This window comes from Nonomuraea sp. NPDC059194 (assembly GCF_042754765.1).
Classification (GTDB): domain Bacteria; phylum Actinomycetota; class Actinomycetes; order Streptosporangiales; family Streptosporangiaceae; genus Nonomuraea.
On sequence record NZ_JBHZBH010000003.1, the window covers coordinates 356,822 to 373,372 of the forward strand.

At 71.9% G+C, this 16,551-nt stretch carries 11 protein-coding genes; 8 read left to right on the forward strand and 3 right to left on the reverse strand.

Going from position 1 to position 16,551, the window contains the following annotated elements; all coding sequences use genetic code 11:
• The first annotated feature begins 1 nt into the window (after window position 1).
• The 5 genes from ACFXJ8_RS07015 (at window position 2) to ACFXJ8_RS07035 (ending at window position 4,915) form a co-directional block, all read left to right on the forward strand.
• The gene (locus ACFXJ8_RS07015; protein WP_379642890.1) at window positions 2-850 is read left to right on the forward strand and encodes a F510_1955 family glycosylhydrolase; all 849 of its coding nucleotides are present in this window, start codon (window positions 2-4) and stop codon (window positions 848-850) included.
• Window positions 851-1,215: 365 nt separating this feature from the next.
• Entirely contained in the window at window positions 1,216-1,773 is a 558-nt protein-coding gene (locus tag ACFXJ8_RS07020; protein WP_379642891.1) for a DUF6301 family protein, read from the forward strand.
• Complete coding sequence (locus ACFXJ8_RS07025; RefSeq protein ID WP_379642892.1) at window positions 1,770-2,213, forward strand: hypothetical protein; 444 nt, start codon at window positions 1,770-1,772, stop codon at window positions 2,211-2,213. Before ACFXJ8_RS07020 ends, ACFXJ8_RS07025 begins: the two co-directional genes overlap by 4 nt.
• 21 nt (window positions 2,214-2,234) lie before the next feature.
• A complete protein-coding gene (locus tag ACFXJ8_RS07030; protein WP_379642893.1) occupies window positions 2,235-4,697 on the forward strand; it encodes a hypothetical protein in 2,463 nt (820 codons plus the stop codon).
• A gap of 56 nt (window positions 4,698-4,753) precedes the next feature.
• Window positions 4,754-4,915 (forward strand): hypothetical protein, encoded by a 162-nt coding sequence (locus tag ACFXJ8_RS07035; protein WP_379642894.1) that lies wholly within the window; start codon window positions 4,754-4,756, stop codon window positions 4,913-4,915.
• A 132-nt stretch (window positions 4,916-5,047) separates the two neighbouring features.
• Here ACFXJ8_RS07035 and ACFXJ8_RS07040 read toward each other — a convergent pair whose 3' ends face one another.
• Window positions 5,048-6,229 (reverse strand): NAD(P)/FAD-dependent oxidoreductase, encoded by a 1,182-nt coding sequence (locus ACFXJ8_RS07040; RefSeq protein ID WP_379642895.1) that lies wholly within the window; start codon window positions 6,227-6,229, stop codon window positions 5,048-5,050.
• A 118-nt stretch (window positions 6,230-6,347) separates the two neighbouring features.
• Here ACFXJ8_RS07040 and ACFXJ8_RS07045 point away from each other — a divergent pair, with 118 nt between their 5' ends.
• The 3 genes from ACFXJ8_RS07045 to ACFXJ8_RS07055 all read left to right on the forward strand — a co-directional run bounded on the left by ACFXJ8_RS07045 (window position 6,348) and on the right by ACFXJ8_RS07055 (window position 13,910).
• Complete coding sequence (locus ACFXJ8_RS07045; protein WP_379642896.1) at window positions 6,348-6,557, forward strand: heavy-metal-associated domain-containing protein; 210 nt, start codon at window positions 6,348-6,350, stop codon at window positions 6,555-6,557.
• Window positions 6,558-6,723: 166 nt separating this feature from the next.
• The gene (locus ACFXJ8_RS07050; protein WP_379642897.1) at window positions 6,724-10,647 is read left to right on the forward strand and encodes a UvrD-helicase domain-containing protein; all 3,924 of its coding nucleotides are present in this window, start codon (window positions 6,724-6,726) and stop codon (window positions 10,645-10,647) included.
• Complete coding sequence (locus ACFXJ8_RS07055; RefSeq protein WP_379642898.1) at window positions 10,641-13,910, forward strand: ATP-dependent helicase; 3,270 nt, start codon at window positions 10,641-10,643, stop codon at window positions 13,908-13,910. Before ACFXJ8_RS07050 ends, ACFXJ8_RS07055 begins: the two co-directional genes overlap by 7 nt.
• Window positions 13,911-13,975: 65 nt before the next feature.
• On the opposite strand, the gene ACFXJ8_RS07060 is transcribed toward ACFXJ8_RS07055, so the two are convergent.
• The gene (locus ACFXJ8_RS07060; RefSeq protein ID WP_379642899.1) at window positions 13,976-15,031 is read right to left on the reverse strand and encodes a type III PLP-dependent enzyme; all 1,056 of its coding nucleotides are present in this window, start codon (window positions 15,029-15,031) and stop codon (window positions 13,976-13,978) included.
• Complete coding sequence (locus ACFXJ8_RS07065) at window positions 15,028-16,551, reverse strand: IucA/IucC family protein (RefSeq protein WP_379642900.1); 1,524 nt, start codon at window positions 16,549-16,551, stop codon at window positions 15,028-15,030. The genes ACFXJ8_RS07060 and ACFXJ8_RS07065 overlap by 4 nt, the downstream gene beginning before the upstream one ends.

Sequence of the window (16,551 nt, forward strand, 5' to 3'; positions counted from 1 at the left end):
GATGATCAAGAAATTCGCGACAGCGCTCGCTCTCGCCGCCGGCCTGACGGCGTGCGGCTCGGAGGCCCAGTCGTCCGAGCCCGCCGCGCAGCCCACGGATCCGGGAGTCGGCCACGTCCACGGGCTGGGCGTCGACCCCGCCACCGGAAAGACCTATGTGGCGGGTCACTTCGGACTGTTCACGCTGGAGAACAAGAAGCTGGTCAGAGTGGGGGACCGAACCGCCGACCACATGGGCTTCACGGTCGCGGGGCCGAAGACCTTCTACGCCAGCGGGCATCCCGCCGAGGCCGACATCGGCGCGGGGCAGGCGCCGCACCTGGGCCTGATCCGCTCCTCTGACTCCGGTCGCACCTGGGAGCAGGTGGCGCTGGCCGGGACGGCCGACTTCCACGCCCTGCAGGTCGTGGGGGCGACCGTCTACGGCTACGACAGCCAGACCGGCCAGGTCTGGCGCGGCAAGGGGGCGGACCTCAAGCCCGCCGCCCGGCTCGACCTGCTCGACCTGGCCGCCGGCGTCGATGCACCCGAGCGCCTGTATGCCACCACGCCCGACGGGGTGAAGGTCAGCGGCGACTCCGGCACGAGCTTCCGGGCGCTGAAGGGCGCCCCGCTGCTGTCCTTCCTTGACGTGACAGGCAAGGACCACCTGGTCGGCGTGGCTCCCGACGGCCGGGTGCACACCAGCAGAGACGGCGGCTCGACCTGGCGACCAGGGGGACGCCTGCCCATGCAGGCCGTCGCCTTCACCGCCGTGTCCGCCGACCGTCTCCTGGCCGCCGCCATGGACGGCACGGTCTACGAGTCCACGAACGCGGGCAGGGATTTCACCGCCGTCCACCAGCCCTGAACCAGCGCAGCCGGGTGCCCCAAGCGGGCACCCGGCACTGGCGTCCTAGCGTCGCTCGACGCGTCCGTAGCGGTTCGGCCGCGCGGCTTGTACACCGACAGCACCATGGCCACGAGCAGGAGAAGCAGCGCCAGCACGGCGTGGAGCACGACGGATGGGCTCCGGAGCATGCCGGACGACGGCGTCTGCGCCGTCACACGTGCCAGGCTGGACACTACCTGCCTCGCCGGTAGGGGCTGTGGTGCGACCGGGTCTTCAGGAAACCGCTCGGTCGGTGCCGTGCAGGTGGCTCATCTGGTGCTGATCCGGGCGGAGCGGCGGTGTGTCATGATCGGCAAAGTGTCGGTCATGTGCAGGGTGGCCGCGTGGAGAGTGAGGAGGGCAGGGGCCGGGCGGTGAAGGCGCCGCGCCTCTGGGAGCTTATGACGCAATGGCGTGCATTGAGTGATGCCAGGATTGTCGAACTTGCGGCACAGTTGCGGTCGTTGGACTGTACGTGGGAGCTGGGGGCTACGTCGAGTGCGAGGCGGTCGACGCAGTTCACTCGTCGGGCGCTGATGATCTGGCCGCGCTGGGACCTGCTCGAAACTGGGTTCGAGAGGGCTGGCCGTGCCGCGTCCCGCCGCGGGAGAGTGCAGGACGAGAAGATGGTTGAGCGCGTCCGGCTGCGCCTGACCGACTACGCGGCGGAATGGGCCCAGACCCAGGACGCGTTCGCGAGGATGGCCGCCGCGCTGCGCACGTCGTTGGGCGAACCGACGGACCGCAAGCCGGGCGCCGATGCTGCAATCCACTGGGCCGGTGCCGACACCACCTTGGTCCTCGAGCACACGGGTGACTCGGTGTACCTGGAGCTGGTGACCAACAAACGACTGTCCCTCGACGAAGAGCTTCTGCAGATGGACGAGGAGGGGTTGCTGTGACCAGGTGGGAGGAGTTCAGTGAAGGGCTCGCCGAGCAGCTGGCCTCGCTGGCCGCCGGATCGGTGCTGATCATCAGGGAGGGCGGGCAGGCGAGCCGGTTCGCGCAGTTCCTGCAGAGTGACGAATCGCTTGAGGCCGAACTGGTCGGCGATCACTATCTCGACCCTGCGCTGCGCGCTGGAGAGGCGGGCTGCCGGCTGATCGCTGAGGCGGGCTGGCGGCTGCCCCAGGACACCGTCTACGGCCACAACTGGTGGATCAAGCTGCCCTGGCCGTCGCCTTCGGACGCCTACCGCAAGCTGGCCGGGATGACGGTGACCGGTCTGCGCGACGGCCTGCGGATCACCGGCCCGCAAGCCCTGGTCTACGAAGCTTGGGACGGGCGCAGGGGCAATCGCCCCCTTGCCCTGCCCCTGCTGGGTCTCACCCCGAAGAGCTGACGAAGGGCAGCGAGCGGCGGTATGTCCGCACAGGAGGCGAGAGCACAACGACTGGCGCGGCTTGCCGCACAGGTCGACTGGTCGAAGGTGGGCGATCCTTACACCGGCGAGCAGTATGGCCCCGAGGTGTTGGCAGAGCTCTGGGCGCCCGACCGCATCACGGCCGACAGGACCTGCACGCTTCTGCGTTACGCGGCCAACGGCGACGGCAGTTCGGTGCGGGTGGCGGCTGCCGAGATGCTGCCGTTTCTCGTCGAGGCAGCCAGGGATCCGGACGTGACGGCGCGTTTCGAGATCCTGCGGACGATCGCCGACACTGCGCGAACGGGCAACACCGCCCCGACCGCGAAGGTCGACCGGATCCTCGAAGGCAAGTGGCGGCCCACCGTCGACCCGGCGTGGCCGGCTGCCTGGGAGCGATCCGCCGACGGGTTGCTGCCGCTGCTCGACGACGACGACTTCAACATCCGCGCCGGCGCGGTCGACGCCCTCGCGCAGTCCGCCGCTCACGCGGACACCCTGATCCCCCGCTTCCTGTCGCGCTTCGACGACGAGCCGGACCGATGGCTGGCGGCGCGCCTCGTGCTGGCCGTCGGTGAGCTCGCCCGCCACGCCATCCACCGACGCGAAGAAGCACTCGCGTGGCTGCGACACCGCACGACCGTCGGAGGGAAGGGCGAGGAACCCGACATCGACCAGGACATCGACGCCTGGATCGCGTGGGACGAAGAAGTCCGCCACGACGTCCGACTCGAAGCCGTAGAGGCTCTACGCCGCACCCTGCCCGAGCACGCCGATCCCCTGTACGCCCGCGTCACCACCGACGCACTGCTCGCCTCCTCAACCGCAACGGCCTATCCACCCGTGGAGTACTTCTCCCCGCGGGTCGATGTCATCACCGAAGCCGACCAGCGGCTCGGAGCCGACCTGCCCGGACGGCTCGCCCTCGCGCACGCGCTGCTGCGCCACCACGGTCCCGCAGAGCGCGAGGGCGGCCTCAGGATCGCCGCGCGCCTGATGTCCCGCTGGCGCTCCGCCGTACCCGCACTCCTGCCGGCTGTGGCCGAGTTCGTGGACGATGCACGTCTGGAGAACCGTCTTTTCGCTCTGCGGGTTCTTGCCATGTGCGGAGCAGCCGCGCGTCCTTGGGCCGACCTCGTCGCCACGCATCTCACCGCGGCCGGCGAATCCCACGAACTCGCGCGGGAGCACGCCATCTGGGCGCTGAGCCGGATCGGCGACGCGCGCTGCGTGCCGCCCCTCGCCGAGCTGCTCGTCGCCCGCGGAGATTTCTCCTACCGCCCCACCGGTACGATCGACCGCAGCTGGAACCGCAGCGACCTCAGCCTCACCGAGGCGCTCACCCCCTTCGCCGCGCACGCCGACGTACTCCTCGACCCTCTGCTGGCCCAGATCAGGGGAACGGCGAACCGCTGGCATCCGTACTATTCGATCCTGCGTCAATGGCATCAGGACGGAGGCCAAGTCGTCCCGCGACTGATCGAACTCCTTGATGACGACGAGACGTTGATGGTTGCCGCACACGCCCTGCTCCGGATTGACAGCGGTGCCGTCGCCGCCCACCGCGAGCGGCTACGCGAACGATTGAAACCCCTGATCGGCGGGCTCGACAGCGACCTCGCCCACATCAGCCCCTTCGAGTACCACGTCCTCACTGGAGACAACGAGCCCGTACACGCTCTGCTGCGCTCGCCCGACAACAGCGGCTTCCCGGAACCGAGCCCTCAGCTCACCGAGCCCGCCCTGCTCCGCGCCTGCGTCACGCTCGGCGGCTCGCTCGGGGCGTCTGCGGCGGACCGGCTGCGCGGGATGTTCCACGCGGCGCTGAGCAGGAAGCCGGAATTCTGGTCCGATGCGCCGCGGGGCGCCGTGGAACGGGCCCGGGCACTTTGGCGGGTCACCGGGGACGCAGAAGAAGTCCTCTCGGAGCTGCAGGAGTTGACGGCGCGCAGCGCACTCGAGGTCTATCAGACCCCGGGAAGCGTCGAGGCCCTTGTGCTGCTCGCCGAGATCGCCGCCACCCATCCTCCCATCGCGGAACGCGTCGCGCAGCAGCTGCGTGCCACCATCAGGGAACGGATCAAGCACGAGAACCGCTTCGACGCGATGAAGACCGTCCAGAGCCTGTGGCGGCTCACCTCAGACCCTCAGCAGGTCGTCCCGGCCCTGATCGATCTCGTCCGGATCTGCCCGCCACCCGGCAGCACCGGCCTCACAAGCCTCGACCCCCTGCAGCTCCTCGCCGAAGTCGCCGCCACCGACCCCGCGTCCATCACGCCGGCCACCCCGGTCCTGCACGCCCTCCTCGACGCCGACGAACGCCCCGTACGCCACGACCACTGGCGTGCCGTCTGCGACGACGACGCCCTGCGTGCGGCGGCCCGAGCAGTACTGGATGCCGCTGCTGCGAAGGAAGCCACCGTCGCGGCGGGCTCCGGGGACGAGGCAATGCCGCAAACCTGACACCACTGGCAGCGCTGGCCCGCCAATACTGCACCAGCGAGGCGCATCGCCGCGACGTGCGCGAGGCGATCCTGGACAGCACCGCGGCGCTCGTGGCCGAACACGGGCTGCGGTCGGTGACGATGTCGCAGATCGCCGAGACGACCGGTGCGCTCATCTCGCGCGAGTCCCACGGCCGCCACGATCCGAGGAGGCGGTCCATCGGCTCGTCACGGTGATCCTGTCCGGGCTGCGCCCGGCGAGCTGAGGTCGTGGAGGGGGCCGAACGCGGCCAGCGAGGGCCCCCTTGCGTCACTTCAAGCCAGGGCCGAGGTTCAGGCCAGGGCCGAGGCTCATGCCAGGACCGCGGCTCATGCCAGGACCGCGGCGAGGGAACTGCCGGCGGCGATGCCGCGCTTGAGTCTGATCAGGTCCTTGGGGGAGTTGACCGCCACCGCGCCGACCAGCACGCCGTTCCTGGCGAGGCCGACGGCGAAGCTGTCCTCCTCGACCGAACCCGCCACCAGCTTGGCCTCGTCGGCCAGCGGTGGGAGCCCCGCGCTCTGGATCCGGGCGCCGTGCACGTGCGTGGCGAAGGAGGGGAGATCCGCGAACGGCTTGGCGTTCTCGGGCCCCGCCAGCAGGTTGAGGGCGGCCACGCTTCCCTGGTCGTTGGCGTTGGACCAGTGCTCGACCCTGACCAGGGCGTCGCCGTACAGGCCGTTCGGCCAGCGCGCCACGTCGCCCGCCGCCACGATGTCGGCGGCGCCCCGCGCGTACAGGGTCGCGTCGCACACCACGCCGTCGTCGAGGGTGAGCCCGCTGGTTGCGAGCCATTCGGTGTTGGGCGCGACTCCCATGCCGACGACCACGAGGTCCGCAGGGATGGAGCGGCCGTCGCTCAGCCGTACCTCCGTCACGCGCGGGCCGCCCCCGAAGCCGACGACGCGGGTGCCTGAGATGAGCTCCACACCGTTGTCCCGGTGGTGGCGGGCCAGCCACTGGGCGGTGTCGGCGCCGAACGCGGCGAGCATAGGGTGTGGCGCGCTGTCGACCAGGGTCACCTGGTGCCCGAGGGCGCGCGCGGTCGAGGCCACTTCCCCGCCGATGAAGCCGCCACCGATCACCACGACTCTCTGGTGGCCGGTGTTCAGCTCGGCGCGCAGGGCGAGCGAATCCTCGATCGTACGCAACGTGTGCACCCCCGCCGGATGGTCGGCCAGCCGTCTCGGCCGCGCGCCGGTCGCGATGACAAGCCCGTCGCAGGGCACCGCGGAGCCGTCGTCCAGGGTGACGACCTTGGCGAGGGCGTCAAGGGCCACCGCCTGCCGGCCGCGGAGCCAGTCCTCGCCGAGCTCCTCAGCCCCGGGCAACGAGACGTCGTCGTCGCCCTTGAGGACGCTCTTGGACAGCGGCGGGCGGTTGTAGGGGGTGTGGGTCTCCGCGCCGATGAGCGTGAGCTCCCCCTCGAAGCCCTCTCGGCGCAGTGTCTGTACGGCACGCAGCCCGGCAAGCGACGCCCCGACGACGGTGATTCTGTTCAGCTTTCTCATGAGCCGTGAATATACCCCCTATAGGTATAAGGAGAGGAGTGACATACATCTCACATACCCCTCTGGGGTTTGTGCTATCTTCTCCATACCCACTGGGGGTATGTATGAGGAGGAAGTCATGAGCACCAGCACCTACAAGGTCACCGGCATGACGTGCAACGGCTGCGCGGGAAAGGTGAAGACGCGGATCGGCGCCGTCGCCGGCGTGAGCGCCATCGACGTGGACCTCGCCACGGGGCACGTCAAGGTGACGAGCGAAGGCCAGATCGACGACGTGACCATCGTGGAGGCCGTCGAAGAGGTGGGCTACGAGGCCGTCCTCGTCTGATCGGCGAACGGAAGGGTCCAGGTCGGCATGGCAGCCGACCTGGACCTGATCTGCCGCGTGTCGGAGAACGGCCGGGGCGATTTCTCCCGATACGGTGGGCGGATCGCGTGGGAAGACCGGTCAAGTCGGCACGATCTGTCCGTGTGGTCTGGTGGAATCTAGTGCTGTGAGTTCTCAGACCTGGCGGTTGGTGCGGCGTGGCGGCGATGGGCCTGGTGCGGCCCCTGCGCTCGACCGCGACCAGCGCGCCGTGGTCGAGCATCCCGGCGGCCCGCTGCTCGTTCTCGCGGGCCCCGGCACCGGCAAGACGACCACGATCGTCGAGGCCATCGTCGACCGGGTCGACCGGCGCGGGGTCGATCCCGAACGCGTCCTCATCCTCACCTTCAGCCGCAAGGCCGCCGAGCAGATCCGACAGCGGGTGACCGGCCGCCTGCGGCGTACCACCCGCACGCCGCTCGCCCTCACCTTCCACAGTTACGCCTACGCGCTGCTGCGCCGCGAGGCCGTCCTCGAGGGCAGGCAGCCGCCGCGCCTGCTCACCGGGCCCGAGCAACTCCTGGAGATCCGCCGCCTCCTCCACGGCGAGCTGGAGGACGGCGCGCCGCTGTGGCCCGAGTCGTTGCGCGAGGCGCTGAAGACGCGCGGCTTCGCCGAGGAACTCCGCGACTTCCTGGCCCGCGCGGGTGAGCGCGGCCTCGACGCCGCCCGCCTGGTCGATCTGGGCAGGCAGTACGGCAGGGCGGACTGGGTGGCCGCGGGCCGCTTCTCCCAGCGCTACCAGGAACGCTTCGACCTCGACCCCGAGCTGTCGCTCGACTACGCCGAACTGATCAGGGCTGCGGCCGCGCTGCTCGCCGATCCGTCGGTACGGCATCGCGAACGCTCGGCCTATGACGCGGTGTTCGTCGACGAGTACCAGGACACCGACCCGGCGCAGGAGCACCTGCTGCGGCACCTGGCCGGCGACGGGCGCGACCTGGTCGCGGTCGGCGATCCCGACCAGTCGATCTACGGCTTCCGCGGGGCCGACGTGCAGGGCATCCTCCGCTTCCCCGAGCAGTTCCGCGACCGCGCGGGGCGTCCGGCGCGCGTCGTCGCCCTTCACCTGTCGCGCCGCAGCGGCCCCGAACTCCTGACCGCCTCCCGCCGCGTCGCCGCCCGCCTCCCCGCCGCCCCCACCCCGGACGGCCGGGCCGCTCCCGCCCCCGACCCGTGGTCGACACCAGACCCGCCGCCCGCCTCTGACACCGCCCGTGCGTCAGCCGACCCCACTCCTCGTGCGGCGGCGGGTGGCGAAGGCCGGGTGTCGTCGCCCGATGGTCGTGCGGCGGACGCTGATGGTCCTCGGGTGCCGGCGGGTGGCGATGCTCGGGGGGCGGGTGCTTCCGATGCCCGCGTGCCAACAGGTGACGATGCCCGGGTGTCGTCGCGCGCTGGTCGTGCGGAGGACACCCACGATCCTCGGGTGTCGGGTGCTCCCGGTGCCCGTGCGGAGGCCGCGCCCGCCACCCCTGGGGCGAAGGCGTGGGAGATGCCCGACCGGCGTCAGGCGCGCGGACATCGCGATCTGGTCGCGCCCGAGGACGCCGACCCTGGCCAGGTCAGGGTGCTGATCGCCGACAGCACCAGCCAGGAGGCGGCCGTGGTCGCCGATACCCTGCGCAGGGCCCACCTCATCGACGGCGTCCCGTGGCACCGGATGGCGGTCCTGGTGCGGTCGGCGGCTCGGCAGGTGCCGCTGCTCAGGCGCGCGCTGGTGAGCGCCGGTGTCCCGACCATGGTGGCGGGCGACGAGGTGCCGCTGGCGCAGGAGCCGGGAGTACGGCCGATCCTCACCGCCCTCCGCGTCGCCCTCGACCAGGCCGCGCTCGACGAGGCGGTGGCGGAGGAACTGCTGACGGGGCCGTTCGGCGGCACCGACATGCTCGGGGTGCGCAGGCTCAGGCGCGCCCTCAAGATCGCCGAGAACGAGATCACCCACCACCTCAACGCCTCCACCGACCCGACCGACACCACCAACCCGACCCACCTGACGAACCCGACCGACACCACCAACCCGACCCACCTGACGAACCCGACCGACACCACCAACCCGACCCACCTGACCAACCCGATCGACCCGATCGACCCGACCGACCCGGACCCGGCCGTCCCGGACTCGACCGATCCGGCCGACCCGGACCCGGCCGACCTGACCGACGCGGCCCATCCGACCAGGCCGACCGGCACTGCCGACTCGCACGGCGCCACCGACTCGACGGGCCTCGCCGAGGTGCCGCGGTCGACCCCAGCGGTGTCGGCGCCGACCGACGGCGACACCGGGCCCGCCGAAGACGAGGCCACGACCGACTCCGACACCCAAGGCGACGACAGGGCCGCCCCGCCGCGCTCCTCGGGTGAGCTGCTCTTCGCCGCACTCAAGGACGCCAGAGAGCTGGTCAGGATCGAGCCCCACATCGCCCTCCCCGCCGAACGCGTCGCCAAGCTCATCCACACCGCCCGCGAAGCCGTCCAGACCGGCGGCACGGCCGAAGACGTGATCTGGGCTGTATGGAAAGCCAGCGGCCTGGCCGAGCGCTGGACCGACCTCAGCCTCGCCGGTGGCGCCAGGGGAGCGCAGGCCGACAGGGATCTCGACGCCGTGGTCGCCCTGTTCGACTACGCCGCCAGGTTCGTGGACAGGATGCCGAAGGCGGGCCCCGAGGTGTTCCTGGAGGACCTGTCGTCCCAGGAGATCCCCGGCGACACGCTCGCCGAGCGGGCGCCGGACGGCGACGCGGTCAGGGTGCTCACCGCGCACAGGTCCAAGGGCCTGGAGTGGGATCTCGTCGTCGTGGCGGGCGTCCAGGAGGGGGTGTGGCCCGACATCAGGCTGAAGGGCTCGCTGCTGGGCGTCGACGAGCTGGTCGAGCTGGCGGAGGGCGCGCCGCTCGACTCCACGGACGCCACGGCCGCCGCGCTGGCCGCCAAGCAGCTGGCCGAGGAGCGCCGCCTGTTCTACGTGGCCGCCACCAGGGCCGGGAAGCGGCTCGTCGTCACCGCGGTCGGCGGTGAGGACGCCGACGAGCGGCCTTCGCGGTTCCTGTCGGAGCTGATGCCGGGCGCGGTCGAGGAGGCGACGGTCGACGATCACGCCAGGTGGCTCAATCTCGCCGCGCTGGTGGCCGACCTGCGCAGCGTGGTCACCGACGCCGCGCAGCCGGAGGGCATGCGGCAGCAGGCGGCCCGGCATCTGGCGCGGCTGGCCAGGCAGGGGGTGCGGGGGGCACATCCCAGCGAGTGGTACGCGCTCACGCCGATCTCCGACGAGCGCCCGCTGAGCTGGCCGGACGGCATCGTGCGCATTTCGCCGTCCGCGGTGGAGAGCTTCACCAAGTGCGGGCTGCGCTGGTTGCTGGAGACCGCGGTGGGCGCGGCGGGCACCAGCTCGGCGCAGGGTCTCGGCACGGTCGTCCACGCGCTGGCCGTGCTCGCCACAGAAGACCTGGCCAGTGAGGAACTGCTGGGCAAGCGGCTCGACGACATCTGGACCGAGCTCGACTTCGGCGGCGTCTGGTTCAACCGCAAGCAGCGCAGGACGGCCGAGCAGATGATCGCCAAGTTCATGGAGTGGCAGCGGCGCAACGGCCGGACGGTCGTCGCCACCGAGGAGTCGTTCGTGGCGATGGTCTCGGAGGGCGTGCAGATCAAGGGCAGGGTCGACAGGGTGGAGATGGACGAGGAGGGCAGGGCGTTCATCATCGACCTCAAGACCGGCAGTTCCAAGCCGAAGCCGGAGGAGCTCGACCGGCATCCGCAGCTCGGCGTCTACCAGCTGGCGGTGCTGCTCGACGCGTTCAAGCGGCACGGCCTGTCCGAGCCGGGGGGCGCCGCGCTGGTCCAGGTCGGGAAGGCGGCGGGCAAGGAGGCCAAGGAGCAGGCGCAGGCGCCGCTCGACCGGAACGACAACTGGGCCAGGGACATGGTCGACACCGTCGCCCTCGGTATGTCGGGCCCGTTCTTCCAGGCGAAGGTCAACGACGGCTGCCGCACGTGCGCGGCCAAGGGCAGCTGCCCCGTCAACGACAGCGGGGGGCAGGTGTGCTGAATCCCGTTGAGCTGGCGGACAAGCTGGGCATCCTGCCGCCGACCTCCGAGCAGGCCACGGTCATCGAGGCCCCGCTGGAGCCGATGGTCGTCATGGCGGGCGCGGGCTCGGGCAAGAGCGAGACCATGGCGGGCCGCGTCGTCTGGCTGGTGGCCAACGGCCTGGTCAGACCCGAACGCGTCCTGGGGCTGACGTTCACCCGCAAGGCCGCCGCCGAGCTGGCCCACCGGGTGAGGGAGCGGCTGAACGGCCTGGCGGAGGCGGGGCTGGTGCCCGCCCAGCTGCTCGACAACGAGCCGACTGTCTCGACCTACCACGCCTACGCCGCCCGCCTGGTGACCGACCATGCCGTCCGCGAGGCGCTCGAACCGACCATGCGCCTGGTCACCCCGGCCGTCTCGTGGCAGCTCGCCTCGCGGGTGGTCGCCATGTACGACGGGCCGATGGACAAGATCGAGCTGGGTCCGCCGTCGGTGACCGCCGCCGTGCTGGAGCTGGCGGGCGAGCTGGCGGAGCACCTCCGCTCCGGCGCGGACGTCAGGCGGCTGGGCGAGTGGCTGCGCGAGCGGCGGACAGAGGCGTCGACCGTGCGCCAGCGCAGGCCGATCAGCGTGCACGACGCCCGCGAGCAGCTGCTTCCCCTGGTCGAGGCCTACGAACGGCTCAAGCGCGGCCGGGAGGTCATCGACTACGGCGACCAGATGTCGCTGGCCGCCCGCATCGCCGCCAACCATCCCGACGTGGGCCGCATCGAGCGCTCCCGTTATTCGGTGGTGCTGCTCGACGAGTACCAGGACACCAGTCACGCCCAGCTCGTCCTCCTCAGAAGCCTGTACGGCAACGGCCACCCCGTCACCGCCGTCGGCGACCCGTGCCAGTCCATCTACGGCTGGCGCGGCGCCTCGTCGGGCAACCTGCGGCGGTTCGTCGCCGACTTCCCCACGGCCAAGGGCGATCCCGCCCCGGTCAGGCAGCTCAGCGTCAGCTTCCGCAACGGCGACCGCATCCTCGACGTGGCCGCCCGCGTCCAGCTCCCGCTGCGCATGGAGGCCCGTGAGGTCCCCGTGCTGGTGCCGGGGCCCAACCGGGTCGACAGGGGGCGCGTGACGTGCGCCTTCCACGAGACCGCCGAGGACGAGGCGCGGTGGGTGGCCGACCAGGTGCGGAAGGCGCTCGACCAGGAGGTCGCGCCGGACGGCCTGCCGTGGGGCGCGGGCGAGCGCAAGAAGACGCCCGCCGTCCAACCGCAGGACGTCGCGGTGCTCGCGCGCAAGCGGTCGCAGTTCCCCGCGCTGCGCAGAGCGCTCGAAGAGCGCGACATCCCCGTCGAGGTGGTCGGCCTGGGCGGGCTGCTGACGGTGCCCGAGGTGAGCGACCTCGTGGCCACGCTGCGGGTCCTGTACGACGCGAGCGCGGGCGACGCGCTCGCCCGGCTGCTGGCGGGCCCGCGCTGGCGGATCGGTCCGGCCGACCTGCGGCAGCTCGGCGAGTTCGCCAGGGAGCTGAACCGCGAGCTGCGCGAGGGCGCCGAACGTGTCACCGACCCGCTGGACCAGGCCGTCGCCGACCTCGCCGAGGAGCGCGGCAGCCTGGTCGACGCGCTGGACGAGCTGCCGGACAGGGAGGAGTGGCTGGATGCGTTCTCGCCGCTGGCCAGGACCAGGATGGTGGCGCTGGCGCAGGAGTTGCGCCACCTGCGCGCCCACACGCACCAGCCGCTGCCCGATCTGATCACCGAGGCGGAGCGCCGGATGGGTCTCGACATCGAGGTCGCGGCCCGATCGGGTACGGCGGGCGCGGTGGCCGCCCGCGCCGATCTCGACGCCTTCCTCGACGCGGCCTCCCGGTTCGCGGGCGACTCCGAGGACCCGACGCTCGGCGCGTTCCTGGCCTACCTGGAGGCGGCCGAGAGCGAGGAGTTCGGCCTGGAGGCGGGCCGGGTCGGCGAGAGCAACAGCGTGAAGCTCATGACCGTCCACGCCTCGAAGGGCCTGGAGTGGCCGATCGTCGTCGTGCCGGGGCTGTCGCAGCTGACGAGCAGGAACGGCATCACCAAGGGCAGCATCTTCCCCTCCACGCCCGTCACCAACAGCCGCTGGACGGAGAACCCGCGCAAGCTGCCGTACCCGCTGCGCGGCGACGCCGCCGACCTGCCCAGGCTGACCGGGCTGACCAAGGACGAGCTGGACGCCTTCGACGAACGATGCCGCGACCGCGACCTGATGGAGGAACGCCGCCTGGCCTACGTGGCCGTCACCCGCGCCCACTACCACCTGATCGCCTCCGGTTACCGGTGGGGGAGCGCGTCCAGGCCGCTGGAGCCGTCCGACTTCCTACTGGAGATCAGGGACACCTGCGGCAGGGTCGCCTTCTGGGCGCCGGAACCGGCGGAGGGCGCCACCAACCCGCTGCTCGCCGAGCCCGCCGAGGCGACCTGGCCGCTCACGCCAGGCGGCGTCCGGCAGCAGGCCATCGAGGAGGGCCGCGACCTGGTGCTACAGGCCCTGATGGAGTCGATCGACGACCTCGACCCGGAGAAGGAAACCGAGGGGGAGGAGGTCGGAGAGGGCGATGCCGAGCGGCTGCGGGCCTGGGAACGCGACACCGAGCTGCTGCTGCGCGAGCGCGCCACCAACGGACGCCGTTCGCGGACCGTCGTCGAGCTGCCAGCCAAGCTGACCGTGTCCTCCCTGGTCACGCTCGCCACCGACCCAGGCGCCCTGGCCCGCAGGATCCGCCGCCCCCTGCCCACGCAGCCCGCCCCGCTGGCCCGCAGGGGCACCTCCTTCCACAAGTGGCTGGAGTCCCGGTGGGGGCAGCAGCGGCTGATCGACGACTTCGAGCTGCCCGGCGCGTTCGACGAGCCGGAGGAGCCGGACGAGCGGCTGGCCGAGCTCCAGGAGCGCTTCGAGGAGAGCGAGTGGGCGGGCAGGGAGCCGCTCGACCTGGAGGTCCCGTTCGAGACGATGATCGCCGACCGGCTGGTGCGCGGCCGGATGGACGCCGTCTTCGAGCGGGAGGACGGCTCGTTCGAGGTGGTCGACTGGAAGACCGGCCGCCCGCCCACGGGCAAGGCGGCCCGTGGCGCGGCCGTGCAGCTGGCCGCCTACCGGCTGGCGTGGTCGCACCTGGCGGGGGTGCCGCTGGAGCGGGTGGGGGCGGCCTTCCACTACGTACGGTTCAACCGCACCGTCCGCCCCGTCGACCTGCTCGACGCCGACGGCCTGGTCGCCCTGATAGAAGCGATCCCCACCCGCCGCTGACCCGCCGACGGCCCCGGACCAGAGCACGGGACCGTGGGCCGCGGGACTGGGGGCCGGACAAGGGATCAGGTCAGGTAGTGGAAGCCGGGTTTCGGGTGCATCAGGAAGTCGTGGTGGGAGATGTTCCACGCGTACGCGCCCGCCATCCCGAACACCACCGTGTCCCCCACCCTGATCGACGTCCTGACCTCCGCGGCGAGCACGTCCTTGGGCGTGCACAGCTGCCCCACGACCGTCACGGGCGTGTCCTCGACGCCGGGCCCCGACCCCGTCGGCAGGACGGTGAACGGCTGCGAGTGCCCCTTCGTCGCGGGCGTCCGCAGGTGGTGGGTGCCGCCGTGCACGATCGCGAACGCCTTCCCGTGCACCCGCCGTACGTCGATGACCTTGGTCACGTAGGACCCGCAGTAGACGGTCAGCGCCCGGCCCGGCTCGATCCTGACCACCTGGCCTGGGCGGCGCAGCGCGGCGAGCCCCGTCCCGTAGGCGGCCCAGTCGAAGCGCGAGTCTGGCGAGGTGTAGGAGACGGCCATGCCGCCGCCCACATTGACCTCCTCGTCGTGGCGCGCCATGACGGCCGCCGCCAGGTCGAGCAGCGCGGGCGCGTCCAGCCCGCTGGCCAGGTGGGCGTGGACGCCGCGCAGCCGTACCGCGTCGGTGAACAGCGGCAGGCACGCGGCCAGACCGTCGGCGTCCATGCCGAAGGGGCCGCTCATGGTCAGGGCCGCGCCGGTGGTCTCCATGCGCAGGTTCAGCCTGAGCAGCACGTCGGCCCGCACACCCGCGTCGACCAGCCGGTGGAGCTCGTGGGGCGACTCGACGTGCACGCGGTGCGCGGGCAGCCGCAGCTCGGCGTCCGTCTTGCCGGGCCCGCCGACCGCCAGCCGCGCCTTCGGCAGGACGGCGCTGACGTGCGTGTGCTCGCCGGCCGACGAGACCTCGAAGCCGTCCACGTGGGCGTCGAGGACCCGGAGCAGCGCGGGGTCGGGGTTGGCCTTGACCGCGTAGTAGAGCTCGATGCCGGGAAGGGCGGCCCGTACGGCGGCGGCGTGCGCGTCGAGCCCCGCCAGGTCGTAGACGAAGGCCGGGGCGTCCAGCGACGGGGCGACCTCGAAGATCATGCGAACGGGTTCGCGATCGGCACGTATCCCGCGTTCCTGTCGGCGCCTCTGGCCCACCTGACGGTCAGGTTGGCCTTGGCGGGCAGCGGGGCGCCCGCCAGCAGGTCCGACAGCGGCAGCGGCCAGCCCGAGGCGTCGCCGTACGCGGCGAGCACGTCCTTGGCCACCGCCCACAGATCTCGGAGCGCAGCATCGGAGAGGGCAAGGGTGGCGGCGATCTCGGTGAGGTGGTTGACCATCAGGCAGTAGACGACCCGCGCCCAGCCGCGCGAGGCGTCGTAGGTGAGCGCCTCGGCCACCCTCGGGTGCAGCCCCGACAGGTCGTGGCCGACGAGTTTGGTGCCCTCCAGGTCCCTGAAGATCGCCTCGGCGGGGCGGCCTTCGGCGTCGAGGCAGACCAGGACGTTCTGCAGGTGGGGTTCGAGGACGACGCCGTGGGTGAAGTACGCGTCGAGCACGGGCAGCGCGACCGCCCGCACGTAGGCGGCCCACCAGGAGAGTGGGTCGGCGGGTGGCGCCGCGCAGGCCAGCGCCCCGGCCAGCACGGGGGTCAGTCCAGGCGAGCACACCGACCACGGGCTGGCCCGCACGATCACGCCCAGGCCCTCCAGCAGCCTGCTGTCGAGCGCCGCCGACCGGTAGCCGGGCTCGGGCAGCCAGCGCGTGCCGGGGAACGTCGCGGCCAGCTCGGCGAAGACCGGCGCGAGCCGTTCGGTCAGCGCGACCGCGCCGGACAGCTCGTACCAGGCGTTCTTGCGCACGCAGTTGGTGATCCGCACGTCGAGGCTGAACTTCAGGCAGTTCCCGCCCACCGGGTCGTACACCGTGCGCACCGAGGAGGTGGGGGAGACGAGCGGGCCGGGTCCGAGATCGATCAGCCGGTCGTCGAACGCGGGCCTGATCAGGTCGAGCTGCCATGGGTGGGCGGGCAGCAGCGCGTAGCCGGGCGGCGCGACCCCTGCCAGGTCGAGGGCGGAGGCGTCGCCCTCCTGCGCCAGCACGTCCTCGCGGACCCCCAGCAGGCGCAGCGGGAAGGAGGCGTGGGCCTCGGGCGCGTAGCGCAGCCAGTCGTCGCCGCCGCGCGCCTTGGGCGAGGGATGGAACGGGTGGCCGAGGACCAGCGCCTGCTCGGAGGCGAGCCACGGATCGTCGGGCGGCGGCGCGCAGGCTCGGGCCCGCAGGATCGCGGCCAGCGCGTCCCTGCTGGCCGCCACCTGTGCGGCGAACTCGGGGTTGTGCCCGTCGAGCTCGGCCTCGGCCAGCTTGACCAGCTCGTCGGCGGTCAGCGGCACCCACGCGCCGAACTCCAGCCGCTCTGCCTGCCCCTCGAACCGCAGCGCGGCGCCGCCGCCGGTGCGCGCCCTGATGAGGGTGCCGGCCACCGTCAGCAGCAGGTATGGCGAGGCGGGCCACACGTGCCCCCGCGGCCCCGCCACCTCGCGCACGCAGCAGCGCAGCAGCGCCGACAGCGTGGCCTCCTCGGCGATCGCGGCGGGCGGGTCGAGGACCAGGCTCTCCAT